15 protein-coding genes and 1 riboswitch are annotated in these 14,119 nt (G+C 40.6%); of the genes, 4 read left to right on the top strand and 11 right to left on the bottom strand.

The window, feature by feature from the left end:
• Positions 1 to 82 precede the first annotated feature (82 nt).
• The 4 genes from ABD006_RS10360 to ABD006_RS10345 form a co-directional block, all read right to left on the bottom strand.
• Positions 83 to 1,507: a hypothetical protein gene (locus ABD006_RS10360; protein WP_343840571.1), complete on the bottom strand. Its 1,425-nt coding sequence runs from the start codon at positions 1,505 to 1,507 to the stop codon at positions 83 to 85.
• A 130-nt stretch (positions 1,508 to 1,637) separates the two neighbouring features.
• Entirely contained in the window at positions 1,638 to 2,699 is a 1,062-nt protein-coding gene (locus tag ABD006_RS10355) for a C40 family peptidase (RefSeq protein WP_343840569.1), read from the bottom strand.
• 155 nt (positions 2,700 to 2,854) lie between these two features.
• Positions 2,855 to 4,360, bottom strand: a complete 1,506-nt coding sequence (locus ABD006_RS10350) for a peptidoglycan DD-metalloendopeptidase family protein (RefSeq protein ID WP_343840567.1) — start codon at positions 4,358 to 4,360, stop codon at positions 2,855 to 2,857.
• A 782-nt stretch (positions 4,361 to 5,142) separates the two neighbouring features.
• Positions 5,143 to 6,435: an O-acetylhomoserine aminocarboxypropyltransferase/cysteine synthase family protein gene (locus ABD006_RS10345; protein WP_343840564.1), complete on the bottom strand. Its 1,293-nt coding sequence runs from the start codon at positions 6,433 to 6,435 to the stop codon at positions 5,143 to 5,145.
• A gap of 158 nt (positions 6,436 to 6,593) precedes the next feature.
• Positions 6,594 to 6,707: riboswitch (SAM riboswitch) on the bottom strand.
• A 250-nt stretch (positions 6,708 to 6,957) separates the two neighbouring features.
• Between ABD006_RS10345 and ABD006_RS10340 the strand changes: the two genes are divergently transcribed.
• The gene (locus tag ABD006_RS10340; RefSeq protein WP_343840561.1) at positions 6,958 to 7,743 is read left to right on the top strand and encodes a yteA family sporulation protein; all 786 of its coding nucleotides are present in this window, start codon (positions 6,958 to 6,960) and stop codon (positions 7,741 to 7,743) included.
• A gap of 38 nt (positions 7,744 to 7,781) precedes the next feature.
• Here ABD006_RS10340 and ABD006_RS10335 read toward each other — a convergent pair whose 3' ends face one another.
• Positions 7,782 to 8,771, bottom strand: a complete 990-nt coding sequence (locus ABD006_RS10335) for a M20/M25/M40 family metallo-hydrolase (RefSeq protein WP_343840558.1) — start codon at positions 8,769 to 8,771, stop codon at positions 7,782 to 7,784.
• 270 nt (positions 8,772 to 9,041) lie between these two features.
• On the opposite strand from ABD006_RS10335, the gene ABD006_RS10330 reads away from it, so the two are divergent.
• Positions 9,042 to 9,464, top strand: coding sequence for a hypothetical protein (locus ABD006_RS10330; RefSeq protein ID WP_343840555.1), 423 nt, complete (start codon positions 9,042 to 9,044; stop codon positions 9,462 to 9,464).
• A gap of 250 nt (positions 9,465 to 9,714) precedes the next feature.
• Here the strand turns inward: ABD006_RS10330 and ABD006_RS10325 are convergent, their stop codons facing one another.
• A complete protein-coding gene (locus ABD006_RS10325; RefSeq protein ID WP_343840552.1) occupies positions 9,715 to 10,968 on the bottom strand; it encodes an aminopeptidase in 1,254 nt (417 codons plus the stop codon).
• A gap of 148 nt (positions 10,969 to 11,116) precedes the next feature.
• On the opposite strand from ABD006_RS10325, the gene ABD006_RS10320 reads away from it, so the two are divergent.
• The gene (locus ABD006_RS10320; protein WP_343840549.1) at positions 11,117 to 11,368 is read left to right on the top strand and encodes an AbrB/MazE/SpoVT family DNA-binding domain-containing protein; all 252 of its coding nucleotides are present in this window, start codon (positions 11,117 to 11,119) and stop codon (positions 11,366 to 11,368) included.
• A complete protein-coding gene (locus tag ABD006_RS10315) occupies positions 11,368 to 11,766 on the top strand; it encodes a type II toxin-antitoxin system death-on-curing family toxin (protein ID WP_343840547.1) in 399 nt (132 codons plus the stop codon). The genes ABD006_RS10320 and ABD006_RS10315 overlap by 1 nt, the downstream gene beginning before the upstream one ends.
• Positions 11,767 to 11,853: 87 nt before the next feature.
• Here the strand turns inward: ABD006_RS10315 and ABD006_RS10310 are convergent, their stop codons facing one another.
• From ABD006_RS10310 to ABD006_RS10290, 5 genes are all read right to left on the bottom strand, one after another.
• Positions 11,854 to 12,054, bottom strand: coding sequence for a zinc ribbon domain-containing protein (locus tag ABD006_RS10310; RefSeq protein WP_343840545.1), 201 nt, complete (start codon positions 12,052 to 12,054; stop codon positions 11,854 to 11,856).
• A 24-nt stretch (positions 12,055 to 12,078) separates the two neighbouring features.
• Positions 12,079 to 12,597: a hypothetical protein gene (locus tag ABD006_RS10305; RefSeq protein ID WP_343840542.1), complete on the bottom strand. Its 519-nt coding sequence runs from the start codon at positions 12,595 to 12,597 to the stop codon at positions 12,079 to 12,081.
• A gap of 44 nt (positions 12,598 to 12,641) precedes the next feature.
• Positions 12,642 to 12,830 carry a hypothetical protein gene (locus ABD006_RS10300; protein ID WP_343840539.1) on the bottom strand — a complete coding sequence of 63 codons (189 nt, stop codon included), beginning with the start codon at positions 12,828 to 12,830 and terminating at the stop codon, positions 12,642 to 12,644.
• Positions 12,831 to 13,198: 368 nt separating this feature from the next.
• Positions 13,199 to 13,585 (bottom strand): hypothetical protein, encoded by a 387-nt coding sequence (locus ABD006_RS10295; RefSeq protein WP_343840536.1) that lies wholly within the window; start codon positions 13,583 to 13,585, stop codon positions 13,199 to 13,201.
• Positions 13,586 to 13,610: 25 nt separating this feature from the next.
• The gene (locus ABD006_RS10290; protein WP_343840533.1) at positions 13,611 to 14,096 is read right to left on the bottom strand and encodes a glutathione peroxidase; all 486 of its coding nucleotides are present in this window, start codon (positions 14,094 to 14,096) and stop codon (positions 13,611 to 13,613) included.
• Between the last annotated feature and the right edge of the window lie 23 nt (positions 14,097 to 14,119).

The following is a 14,119-nucleotide window of genomic DNA, read 5'->3' as shown; positions in this document are numbered from 1 at the left end:
AAGACCCTTAATAATGGCAAAGGAACACCCCCATTTCAGCCACACTAATGGGACTGTTCCTGTGTTCGTTAAAGCTGAATCGTTACCAGATCAACAGGGCGATGATCGTTGACAGTGTTAAGCCGAGAATAACAGGCGCGAAATTTTTCCGGACAAGATCCATAACCGAAATTCCGCAAAAACCGGCAATTGCGATTAACGAAGACCAGGCGATAATTGTTCCGCCACCGGTCCAAATCGAGCCCATTTGCCCAATGGCTGCGAGTGTTGCCGGATCTGCCCCTGTTGTGGCTAATGCTCCAGATAAGGAACCGGTGAGGGGTAATCCTGAAAATCCGGAACCATCCAAACCGGTAATAATACCAATAACTAATATACTTAAACCGGCCAGAATGGTGCTCTGAGGCAGAATATCCTGTGATGCCTTAACAATATCAAACAGGAAGGCCGGTGCAGACTGATCGCCCAACGATAAAATGCTGCCGGAAAAATCCGAGCTTCCTAAGAAGAAGAAGCCTGCAATGGGGATCACCGGTCCCATCGCCTTAAAGGCAAACACGAAACCTTCTGTGATATGCTCACCAATATAATCCAGCGCCTTATGCTTTCCAAACGCAACCGATGCAAGCAGCAGCAGAATGACAGCCACGCCACCAATAAAGGCAGCTCCGTCTCCTCCTTCAAAGCTTCCCATCCGGCCGGACGTTAGCTTGGAGGAAATCATTGTGATCATAACCGCGAGCATCGATAATGGAACCAATACCGCAAAAACTTTACTCCAGGCAGTAATGCTATTTGATTTTGATGTGCGATGACTTTCTTCAAGCCCCTGCATCGCCTGAATTTCTTTTTCATTGACAGGATCGTGTTTGGTCCGAAACGATTTTCGATGCCAAAAATAAACAAGAGCGACAGCTATGATCCCGGTTATAAGGGAAAGGACCAGTGCCCGGTCTGCAAGTAAGCCGGTTTCCACACCTGCTGCTTTTGCAGATAATTCCGGTGCGACCTGTATAATATAGTCCGAGGACAGCGCCATGCCCTGACCCGCTAAAGCAATAGCAACGGCTGCCACCATAACAGGCAGACCCGATCGCACAGCCGCAGGAACAAGCAATGCACAAATCAATGGGACAGCTGGTGTTGGCCAGAAAAATAACGAAATGACATAAGTAACCCCGATCAGAACAAAAAAGGCCACATGTGCATTGGTCATGAATTTCTGAATCGGTTCAATCATTCGCCGGTCGGCTCCGAGGTCCTTCAAGGCATGCAACAGAGCAACCATGAAGGTAATGATGAGGAAAATATTAAACAGTTCCTTTGCCGCCACTAAATTCGCATTAAATATCGCCGTAAATCCACTGATAACACTGCCTTTAAATGCCCAGGCGACAAGAAAGGTTCCCAGCAATGTAGGTAAAACGACACCTTTTCGAAAGGCCATCGTAACAATAATCAGTATTGTGAAAAGTCCGTATAGAAAATGGCTGAATTCCAACTCCATGAGTGTTCACCATCCTTTATCCATTCACCGCTCAGGGTGATTTTGTGCTAATACCCTATGCACATCAGCCCAGAACGGTGACTGCCGGATGGTAAACCCTCAAATCAAGAGTTCATTTCTATTGCTTTGTTTATTCAATCACTCTTTTGGAAAACAAATAATTTCGTTTCCAGTAGCTGTTACTTAAAACATTTTTCGTAATGGTTACCCCTTTGGAGGTAGAAGCATGAATCATGTCTCCATTTCCCATATAAATGCCGACATGCCCTACTCTTCCGTCTGAATATAAGTCATTCGTGGTGAAAAACATTAGATCTCCTGTTTTTAGCTGACTTTTGGTGATGGATCTTCCTTTTTTCGCCTGATCTCTTGAGACTCTTGGGAGCTGAATTCCGTTATTTTTGAAGACCAGCTGGGTATAGGAAGAGCAATCAAACAATTTAGGAGCTTCCGCTAATGTTGCCCCAAATTTGTAGCCTGCCCCAAGATATTTTTTGGCTTCACGAATAATATTATCCCTTTGCTTGGTGGCTGTCAGCTTATTATTATTTTCAACAGGCTCCCGTTCACGAATCGGTTCCATTTCCTTTGCACTGTCGTCGCCTGCAGGTAATTTTAAGACCTGTCCATCGACAATAAGATTTGTTTTCAGGTTATTCAGTGACTTCAGCTTTTGCACGCTCGTGTGGTGGATACGGGAAATATTCCATAATGTATCACCGGAATGGACAACGTATTTTTGTGCAGGCTTCTGAATTTGGATAGAGCCATTTTCCTTTTTAAAGCGAATGTAGGAATTAAATAAAGCACCAGCCGCATGCAGCGAAATATATGCGGTATCATGGATCCATCTCGGGGGCTTAATGTTTACATACTCATTCCCCTTCTTCGCCTTCGTTCCACCCATGGTTGTCCGAATCGTCGTCGAACCATCTGTAATCTCGTAGGTTTTCGTTCTCTTCTCAAATTTAATATGATTATAACCCAGGATCTTGGCTATTCTTACAAAGGGTAAGTAATACGTCCCATCGATTTTAATGGGATTGATCCCGTCAACGACCTTTCCGTTAATGGCCACTCCTGCTGTCGGAACGTTTTGTACTTGAGCATGGGCCGGAAGTGTTGAACTGACCATCATAACAAAAATGAGCCCAATTAGCATAAGCTTCTTGAAAAGTGATTGTTTACCCATCATCATCCTCCTTTATTTCTATAGTTTTATCATGGATTGCTGCAAGGTTTTTATTCTTAAGGTGGGTAACTTTAAAAGTATAAAAAACAGCCACCCTCTTATAGAGAGTGGCTGCCTATCAGGATTTTTATTATCGTTTTTGCTGAACATAGGTATTAAAAGAAATTAGCAGGGTTTTTCAAGGCACCGTTTTTATAAACCTCAAAGTGTAAATGGACACCTGTGGAATTTCCTGTCGATCCCATTATTCCAATCACTTGACCTTTTTGTACGGTTTGTCCCACATTTACCCGAATAGAAGATAAGTGACTGTAAGTGGTACGATATCCGTTTTTATGGTTGATCACAATGCGGTTTCCATAGCCGCCATCATAACCTGCTGATACGACCACACCATTATCGGCCGCATAGATGGACCGGTTACTTGGGCGGGCAATGTCCATTCCTTTATGGAAGCTTCCCCATCTTTGGCCCATACCGCTGGAAACATAACCACCAGCTGCCGGCCATCTGAAGTCGCCTGTACCCCTGGACGGAATCACTTTTGTCCCTTCCAGTACAATTTTCTTCACAGGTTCTTTAATCACTTCGCTGTCCATCACTTCACGATCAACAACCTGTCCATTCTTTTTCTTTAAGCGGTAATGAATCTTTTTGGTTCCTTCCTGCCCCTGCTGCTGAACACGGGTCTGACCTTTAAATAAATCATCCGTCTGTTTATATTCTGTTTCATAATCGATCGTTTCTTTAACCGTTTTTTCCTCGGTTGTTTCAACATTTAAAAAAGGCTCATAACCGGTAACATTGACTTTATCCCCGATTTGAATAATGGAGTTTTCCTCTAAATCAGGGTTCAGGGATAATAGTTCACTTACACTTAAATCATGCTTGGAGGCAATCGTGCTTAGAGCCTCTCCCTGTTTTACTTCGTGAAGCTTTTGGCCGAGTGTTCCTTTTTCCAGTAATTTTATTCCCTGTTCGACGGATAAAATTTCATTGGGATCCACTTTTTCGTCGGAAAGTGAAACCTTTTTTGAAAAAGAAACGTCTAGTATAGTAGAATCCTCTGTTTTAATCTTCTTATCATCTGACGCTTTCTTTTCATCTTCGTCAGATTCAGAAGTTTTTTCCGTATTTTCTGATTCATTCACAATATCCTGAATGGTTTGCTTAACCACCTTTTCAGGCAGGTATTTTTCCATATATTTAGCCAGAACTTTCTTGGCAACTTTTTCATCCTTAAAATAACCGACTAATTCTCCACCAACCTTAAGCTGAACAGCTGCCAGACTATAGCTGATTTCATCCTTCAGCTGATTCATAACACGCTGATTATCAAATACAGGCTGGAAAGTAACCTCAGGTATGTATTCAATATCCTGGCTTACAGCTAATTGAACATCCCCTCGTTTTTCCTCTTCGGCCGTAACTTTTTCATCCAAAAAGGACTCGATGACTTTTTTGCTGCCGACCGTACCTACATGTTCACCATCCATATAAACGTGGTAAACACGAGGCAGCTCCTCATCTGATTCGACAGCTTGTATGGAACCGGAACCTAACGTAATACCCAGACTTAGACAGGTGGTCAGTACAACTTTTGGAAGCCTTGCCTTCTGTTTATTCTTTATGGATGTTTGGCGCTTATTTTGTTCAAGCACTTCTCGTTCCTCCCAATCCGTTCTCTCTATTTATATTAATGTTGTCCATTTCCAGTGACACGGAAGCATCACTGAAAAGGGTTCGTTATATCGTTAATTTTTTTCACTCTACTACTCTACCAAAAACATTAACATAAATAAATAGAAATAGGCAGAATGTAACATACTTGTATAATACCTGTCATAATTTAGAAAAATAATGTTGAAAACTGTTCTACCCATGACAAAGGCGGAAGCGCCCGTTTGTCCAGCTACGGCTCCCAGGCCCAAGCGGTCATAAGCAGAATCTCCTCCATGGCCAAAATACGGCCATTCCGAATATTCTGCTTATGCCGTCGGGCCTAAACGGTCGCCTCCGCTTTTCTATTAGCGACGTACGGACTGGACTGAGCCGTAGGAGATAAAGTGAAACTCTAATCAGTGGGGTTCATCCCCACTGATTGTTAGTTGAACAAATCGGGTGTTTACTGGCTGTTGACCCCCCCTTTATTTCTACAGGGGGACTTACAGCCAGTTAACACGCGGAAAAGGAAACACGACGAACAGCGTGAGTCGATGTTGACTTATCGGACGGAGGTGAAGGAAGTCACGCTAGTCGCTGGGCGCTGGAGCCGGACGTGGCCTCACATGACTTATGATCTAAAAGTCGGATATTTTATATTTTCCAACAGCATGACAAAAAACCTGAATTTTTATTTGTTTGCATAAAAAATGGGTGACTCCTGATTCCGGAGTCACCCTACTTACGTTTGACTGATAAATGTCATTTTTTCTTTGATAAATTATACTGGCTCTTTGACGGCTGCTTTGATGGCCTGATCTAAATCATGAATGAGGTCTTTTGTTGACTCTAAGCCGACGGAAAGACGGATAAATTCCTCTGTCACGCCTGCCTGCTTTAACTCTTCTTCATTTAGCTGCTGATGTGTCGTTGAGGCTGGATGAATGATTAAGGATTTTGCATCGCCCACATTTGCCAGGTGTGAAAATAGCTGGACATTGTCAACAACTTTACGTCCATCCTCACGGTCCCCTTTAATTCCAAAGACGACAATCGATCCTGCTCCCTGATCAAAATATTTTTCTGCCAGTGCATGGGAAGGATGACTGCTCAGCCCCGGGTGAGCCACCCACTCTATGTTCTCATGGTTTTCCAGGAATTTCGCGATTTCCAGAGCATTTTCATTATGTTTAGGAACACGGAGATGCAGGGTTTCCAAACCTTGCAGCAATTGGAATGCACTTTGCGGACTTAAGCATGGTCCAAAGTCACGAAGAAGCTGTACACGAAGCTTCGTACCAAAGGCTGCTTCCCCGAGCTCTGAAAATACGAGATTATGATAGCTTGGATCAGGCTCTGTAAAATCAGGGAATTTGTCATTGTTCCAGTCAAAGCTTCCGCCATCTACAACAACTCCGGCAATGACCGTTCCGTGGCCCCCAATCCATTTTGTAGCGGAATGAATAACGACATCTGCTCCGTATTCAATAGGCCGGCAGGAATAAGGAGTGGCAAATGTGTTATCAATAAGTAATGGAATTCCGTTTTCATGAGCAATAGCGGCTACTGCTTCAATGTCTAAAATATGAAGACTTGGATTTCCGATTGTCTCAGCAAATACGGCTTTGGTTTTGTCTGTAATGGCCTCTCTGAAGTTTTCCGGATCTTTAGGGTCCACAAATTTTACATTGATTCCGTATTTCGGCAAGGTATGGTTAAACAGGTTATAGGTTCCCCCATATAGGTCCGTGGCAGCAACAATTTCATCTCCAGCTCTGGCAAGATTAAAAATGGATAAGGAAATAGCTGCCATCCCTGATGATAATCCAACCGCATTGGTTCCACCCTCTAAAAGCGCGATTCGTTTTTCAAAAACATCAACGGTTGGGTTCATAATTCGGGAATAAATATTTCCTTCTTCTTTAAGACCAAATAAGTTCTGGGCATGTTCTGTATCACGAAATGCGTATGAGGTCGTTTGATAAATCGGAACTGCGCGGGAACCTGTTGTTGGATCCGGCTCCTGACCTCCATGTAAATGTAATGTTTCCAATCCAAATTTTTCCTGACTCATTTTACCACTCCTTTAATAGTTTTTGTAAAAAATCTCTTCCTTACTCCGTTTTAACGCATGATTTGAATGTCCAGAGCGTTAAAGTGCTCAAATAAGGGATAAGAGGGAAAATGAAAAACCCTCTTCAATAAGAAGAGGGTTGTAAGTTCCAATTCCTCCTCTTATCTTTCAGATCCGTTTGTCAGATCTGCAGGACTTAGCACCTTTTCAAGTCGTCACTTGAAGGTTGCCGGGCTTCACAGGGCCTTTCCCTCCGCCACTCTGGATAAGAGATCTTTTATTGTTCTTCCGGCGAAACGCTTGATGATTCGTCTCACTTTTTTAATTTCCTTCGCCTGTGCGAAATGAAATGTTAATAAAGAGTATAGAGAAGAATAAATCTTCTGTCAATTGTTTTTCTGAATTTTTTATAAAAATTTTTCATTCCATCATTTAGTAGTTCCTCTTAGATTTACCTTTATTTTTTCCTTAAATTCAACAGACAATAGTCATATAAGATTGTTTCAGGAAGGAGTTATGATCATGCTGACAAATGAGCAAATGTCCACCTTCCGTTCACAGCTGCAGAAGGCCAAAGAGGATATTGAAAAGCGGTTAAAAGAAAATGATCATTTTGATATAGAAAATGGCCATTATCATCAATCCATGGGAGAATTGTCCAGCTATGACAATCATCCTGCTGATGAAGGGTCGGCATTATATGAACGTGAAAAAGATATTGCCCTGAATGACCATGCTGAGGATGAATTAAAAAATATTGAACATGCGTTAAAGGCTATCGATGAAGGCACATATGGAACCTGCCAGGTATGTGGAAAGGAAATCCCGCTGGAGCGCCTGGAAGCCCTCCCGACCACCACCTATTGTGTGGAACACTCCCCTGATCAGGTTTCTTCCACACAGCGTCCTGTGGAGGAAGGCGTGCTTCTGCCCCCATTTGGGAAGTTTGAATATGATGATACAGACACCGAGGCGTTTGATGCAGAAGACTCCTGGCAGGAGGTTGCACAGTGGGGAACCTCCAATTCTCCTTCAGATTTTGCCGTATCTCCCGACCATTATAATGAAACCTACATTGAATCCGATGATCGTGTCGGTTATGTAGAGGATTATGAAAACTTCGCCGGAAATGATATCGAAGGCCGAAACGTCACTGTCTATCCCAGCCCAAGGCATGAAGAATATGAGGAAAACCTGGATGAAGAAGATACCATGAGTGTATTCGGGGATTTAAAGCCTTATGAAATCGATCCTTATACGGAGGAAGTGGCCAAAGAAGAAAAGAGAAATCATTCAGATGATAAATGACAAAACAGCACCGCAGAGGCTGCGGTGCTGTTCTCTGTTTACAACTGCGGCGGTTCATAATCATACTCAACAGGCTCAGGTGCAACATTGGCCCGTTCAAGTGCCGGTGTATCCTTCCGTGCAATTTGATAAACCGCTGCGCCGACAATATTTCCTACATCCTTCAATTTTTCCTTACTGATGTACTGAATAAGATCTTCGTCCGTATGGTACCACGGCTCAAGCGGTGTGTGGATGAATAATGCAGCCGGAATTCCTGCCTCATGGAAGGCGACATGATCACTGCGCCCTAATTCACTATACGGTACGGTTTCACTGACTCTGGATCCGGCAGCGGCACCTAAATCGGTAACGACGTTCTGTTCACCATCAGCCGTAAACATCACAAGATCCCCGGCGTCTGCACTGCCTACCATATCCAGCTGGAACATCGCAACTGTATTGGAAATCTCCTCTTCAGACATGGCTTCTACATACTCCTGCGAGCCGAGCAGCCCATTTTCCTCTGCTCCAAATGCGACAAATTTGATTGTTGTATCGGTTGGAGTATTGGCAAAAACTCTGGCTAACTCAAGCAATGCCCCTGTACCTGAAGCATCATCATTGGCTCCCGGGCCATTAGGAACAGAATCATGGTGGGCACCGATCACAATTTGCTGACCCATATAGTGATTTTTCTTCGGCTCCTTAACAGCTTCCACATTGTATGAGGTAATGTCCTCCCCATACCAGGTTGTAGCGGTAAACTCCTCTACCTTAACACCCTCATATCCATAGCTTTTCAATTGATCCACAAGGTAGTCAACCGTTTGCTGTTCTCCTTCTGATCCAGCAGGTCGTGAGCCAATTTCTTCGGACAGATAGGAAATATGCTCATAGATGTTATCGACTTTTATCCGTTTAACAATTTTGTTATCGAAGGCCTGATCCGATTTTCCATTTGATTGAGCCTCCGCTGAGACGAACACAGGTGTCGCCACCAGCATCATCATCATCATCCAAAGGGCTGATAACTTCATCCTTTTCATTCATACACTCCCTTTCCCCTTTTGTATTTTCATGATTTAACTTCTGCAAATCAGGCATCTGTTCCTTTAAATTTGAAAAAATTGGGAGTATTGGCATAGCGCTGTTTGTATGTACCCTTCATAATGACTAAAACAATGGGTCCATTTCTCGCACAATGATACAAATCTCGTCAATTTCTAACAAATATCCAAAATAAGCAAAAAAATCTGAAACCAACTAGAAGGGATCATCGTCAAATAGAGTAAAGGGAAAATATGGGGAGATTTACGATGAAAAAACTTGGATTTGTGATTTTGCTTTTCATGATTGTGATGACTTTGTTTATACACGATCGGAAAACACCGACAATCAATGAAGTCATGACGGAAGAGCCATCAAAGCTTGCAGGATATTCGGCTGAGCATCAGGAAATGTTATATACAACCAGGGACAAAGAGATCATTCAGCAATTTTTACAAGCACTTGAACAGCTTGAATTTAAAAAGATAAGCTCGAAAGCCTCCACACCTGAACAGGAAGTCCAGCTTTTTAATAAAGAAGGCAAAATGATTGCAGATGTTGAATTTGCAGGAAATCAGCATGTCCGAATTAACGAGGAGACGTTCAGGCTGGATACGTCCTCTTCCCAGGTATTAAAACCCTTTTGGGATCGGTTTTATCATGAGGCCCGGACAGAAAATGTCACCTTTTGATTGCATTTTAAAATTGGTGTTTATCAACTAATGCCTTAATTAAATCCTCCCCTTTCGTTTATTTATCATTTTCAAATATTGGCATATACTCTGTGATACTCAGCCCCTGTTTTTTATGTACATTTTTTCATAAACATAACCATAATCTTTATTTTTTACAGGAATGCTGCCCAGTTTGTTTTTAATATAACTAGAACTAGGTACAATCCACCAGAAATCAGTCTCCTCTGTTTTAAATTGCAGACGATTTTTAGAATTGGAAAGCCCCATCCTTCATTAACAGGACTTCCGTTCCACCTTCTTTAATGCCCACTACTTTCATATCATCGCTACCAAAGGTCACATTGACTGATAAAAGTGAAGTATTCAGACCCGCTGCCTTCAACTCTTCCTCAGATTGGTCCATGCCATTTTGTATATTGGAGGGCGATGCATTTCCGATTCCAATGTGACAGGACGTATTTTCATCAAACAAGGTATTGTAAAAAAGAGTATCTGTCTGAGCAAGAGGAGATTTATTCGAAACCAAGGCAATTTCACCTAAAAATGATGAACCTTCGTCTGTTTCAATGAGATTTTGTAACACTTCTTGTCCCTTTGCGGCATAATAGTCGGTAATCCGTCCATCTTTAAAAATTAAATAAAATTCATCGATGACACTTCCCCCATAGATAAGGGGTTTCGTACCTGCCAATTTGCCATTCACCTTATTTTTATGGGGAGCTGTAAATATTTCCTCCGTAGGAATGTTCGGAAAGAAAGATACTCCATTTTTATCTATGACACCCCCACCGATATAGAGATGATTTTTAGGTAGACCAACTAATAAATCGGTTCCACTGCTATTTTTAAAATGCAGGGCTTCAAATTGGCTCTCGTTTAGGATTTGTTTTCGAGACTCGAAGGCTCTATTGTGACTCTCCCAATCTTTTATAGGATTTTTCCCATCTGCCCGTGATCCTTTTAAAATGAATTTCCATAATGATTGTAAAGCGCTTTCTTTACTTAGGTTGGGAAATACTTTCGTTGCCCATACAACGTTCGGGACAGCCAGAAGACACCAGCGTACCTCGTGGGATCTAATTTTTGCATAATAATCCCTCAATTTGGTACGAGAAGCTTTTTGGAAACGACTTATTCTTTCTGTAGGAACCTCCTTAAAGACATCTAAGTTTTCAGAAACAATATGGATGTAAGCAGCACCTGCATCGTCCCACTCCTTAAAACGGGCCGCCTGCCAATCAGGAAAGTGATCGATGACACTATCTGCAGCATTTAAGTAAAATTCTTTGGCAGACTGTTCATCTGTCCAATCTATAAATACATTTGAAGCTCCTGCCTCGTAGGCTACCGTTTGGATTAGACGTGCGAACGCAGCATTTTGTATATCACTATGAATAATCAATAATTGATTTCTTTGCAGATTTACACCAACTCGTACAGCAAGTTCTGCATACTTTTTTAACTGTGCTTCACTTATACATTCATATATTCCTTTAATCATTTAATATCTCCCCTGTGATGTTCTTGTATAATTTTACTACAGAACCCTGACCAACTTAAACTGCTCAATATTAACATACTAACAGTTTATTCTATCTCCTTTTTATATGTTATAATCGTTATAACAATTATAATAAGGATGTGATTTTTTGGAACAATTTGAAAGAAAAGTTACAAAGGTTGGAAATAGTTTTGGAATCACCCTTCCTAATGAGTTACTTAAACAAGTCGGATTAACACACGGTGATGATGTTCAAGTTGAAGTTAAAGATGGAAAGATTGTTTTAAGAAAAAAAGAGCAGATGACACTTCCTGAAGGCATTGATGCAGAATTCATGGATATATTAAATGATGTCATTAATGAGCATGATAAAGCGTTTAAAGGGTTAGTGAACCGATAATGGATGACGTCATTTATCTTACCACAAACCAAGTGATTGCTATAAATACCGTACAAATTCGTCTATACTCACCAGGTGAATCTTTAGGAGTCAAAGATCCAAGCCTACTTGATTCAGCTATTAATCGACCGAAGCAATCCGTGTTTGGCAGTGATGCTTATCCAACTGTTTATGAAAAAGCAGCCGCACTTTTTGAATCGATAGCTAAGAACCATGCCTTCCACAATGCGAATAAGCGAACAGCCCTTGCTTCCTTAATTGTCTTTTTGAAAATAAACTATCTTCGTTGGACGATGGGCATTGAAGAAGAACAAAACTTTACAGTTGATGTTGTAAATCATAGATACAAGTTTGGGGAAATGGTTTCAACAATCAAGAACCATACCGAAAAACTATAGATCCATTCTCTCTTCAATTTGAGAATGGATTTTTGTTCTTAATTATGCGAAAAAATATTACAGATACGCACCCGTTAGCTTAGATATTTATTTTTTAAGGTTTTCAGGATTTTCAACATATAAACCTAACACATACCCACAGTTCGAGCAGTAATATGAGGATATTGGTGATGATTGACTTCTTAGATTATTATAGGGAAACATATGAACTACGGCACCATTTCCTGCTCTAATAACCCCTTTCTCTATTTGACTGTTATTACATTTAGGACATTTTTTTTCTTCCATTTGTTAATCTCTCCAATCTTGAAGTCACTCCGGTTGTTTCCAAAATACAGACATAACCCCAAAGAATAGTAAATAAATAACCAACAACACTGGAAAAATATATAATGAAATCCTTCCGAATTTGTCTTTTTTACTAAACAAGGATAAAACAAAAGACAGTATCAAGAAAACAAAGCTAAATAACATTGTTAGGCTATCATTAATAAATGAATTTCCCGTTAATATATAAATAACACTAGAAATAATACCAATAATCAGACTAATAAAGGAAACTAACCCTATACTTCTCTGTTTATTCGGCAAATGTATCTCCTCCCCTAGCACCGCAAGACTGTTAATTTTTTTCTCTTTGGATTTTGATACAAAATACATTAGCGGTCCAACAAAAATTAACCCTCCAGCACCTATACCTAAGAAAACAGCTGTATATGAAAACAATTCAATCTCCTTGCCTAAAACATAATCTGTTATGATGCGAAGAATAGTAATTATTGTGGGGAATACAAGCGACCAAAATAACATAATTTTTAATCCTTTTGGCACATTTTATCCCTCCCTTCAACAATCGCACCCTTATTTAGATTTAATTATTTATCTTTACTTCCCTTATAAAAGTTTGAAGCAATCAATAAAATTACCCCAATTATAATTAAAGGCATTGAAAATGCGGAAAAAGGCTCTGGTGCATCTTTAATAATTTCAAATGCTATACCAAATGCACTTAAAAACGTTCCAATAAAAAATAATACTCTGCCCATTTTATTATGTTTTTTCACGAAATCACACCCTTTTCAATAGTACATACCTTAATTTTAACAGAAAAAAGATTAGTCCCTTCTTGGTAAATTTGTTCAACCATACTGCCAGATAGTTTAAGTACATATCTTCACAATTTCTGTGATTATATTAAAATAAACCATTTTCTGAAATGCAAATAACATCCAAATTCACAAAGGAAATAGCACATTGACAACATATTTCTTCACTATACTATTTGGGTTGCGATTTCGTATGTTCATTTTTATTTTAAAAACCTGTAAACATTGAGATAACAAGCATTAAGTACAGACCAAACCTTATGCGATTTAGTCTGCTATTTTGGTATCTTAGTTCGAAGGTTGTACTCGAAAACCGTATCTGTTAACTATATCTGAGCGTTCCTATTTCTCAGCATGTTTAAGAGCGCTTTTTCTCTTCCACTGAGTATAGACCTCAATGATTTAATAAAAATAATCACCCAAAACCCCGTCTGGTCGGGTGAAAATCCCCGTACAGAATCGCCGCCCAGCGCAGTTAATAAAAGAATAAGCGCGATAAGATAGATAAAAATAAAAAGCGATTCTTTAAAATGATGACCTTTCTGATTGCGGCCTGATATGACGATTGAGATGGCCATAGCAATCAGCAGTATCCAAAACATGGTGTCTCCCATGCCTTCAGCAAACGCCCATTGCGGAAAGAAGTCCAGTACGATTAAAATCGTTAAGAGGAGCAGCGCAATGATACCAGAGATGGTTGATGTCTTACTCATGGAAACACCACCTTTTCATTCCAGATTACTTTTGCAGTTCCACTTCGATATCTTCTGCAATTTTTTCAGGCTTTGTACTGGGCGCATAACGCTTAACAACCTCACCATCACGATTGATCAGAAATTTGGTGAAATTCCACTTAATATTCTCTGTTAAAAATCCCCGTTTTGCACTCGTAAGAAATTGAAACAGCGGATGGGCCTGGTCTCCTTTTACATCAATCCTTTGAAAAATCGGAAAATCCACACCATAATTCATTTGACAGAATTCCATAATGTCCTCCTGCTCGGCAAATTCCTGATTGGCAAACTGGGCACAAGGAAAACCAAGAACCGTGAACTTTTTATCCTTAAAACGTTCATATAAGCTTTGCAGGCCTTCAAACTGTGGTGTAAACCCGCATTTGCTTGCCGTATTGACAATCAGCAGTACATGCCCTTTATATTTATCCAGAGAAACTTCCTCTCCATTTGAAAGATTAGCTGTAAAGTCGTATACATTTGCAGCCATGAATGCAGCACCTCCTTTTTCCA

Source organism: Salinibacillus aidingensis, from assembly GCF_039522525.1.
Taxonomy (GTDB): domain Bacteria; phylum Bacillota; class Bacilli; order Bacillales; family Alkalibacillaceae; genus Salinibacillus; species Salinibacillus aidingensis.
The sequence above is the reverse complement of the archived record's forward strand: the minus strand, read 5'-3'. Positions and strand labels throughout refer to the sequence as shown.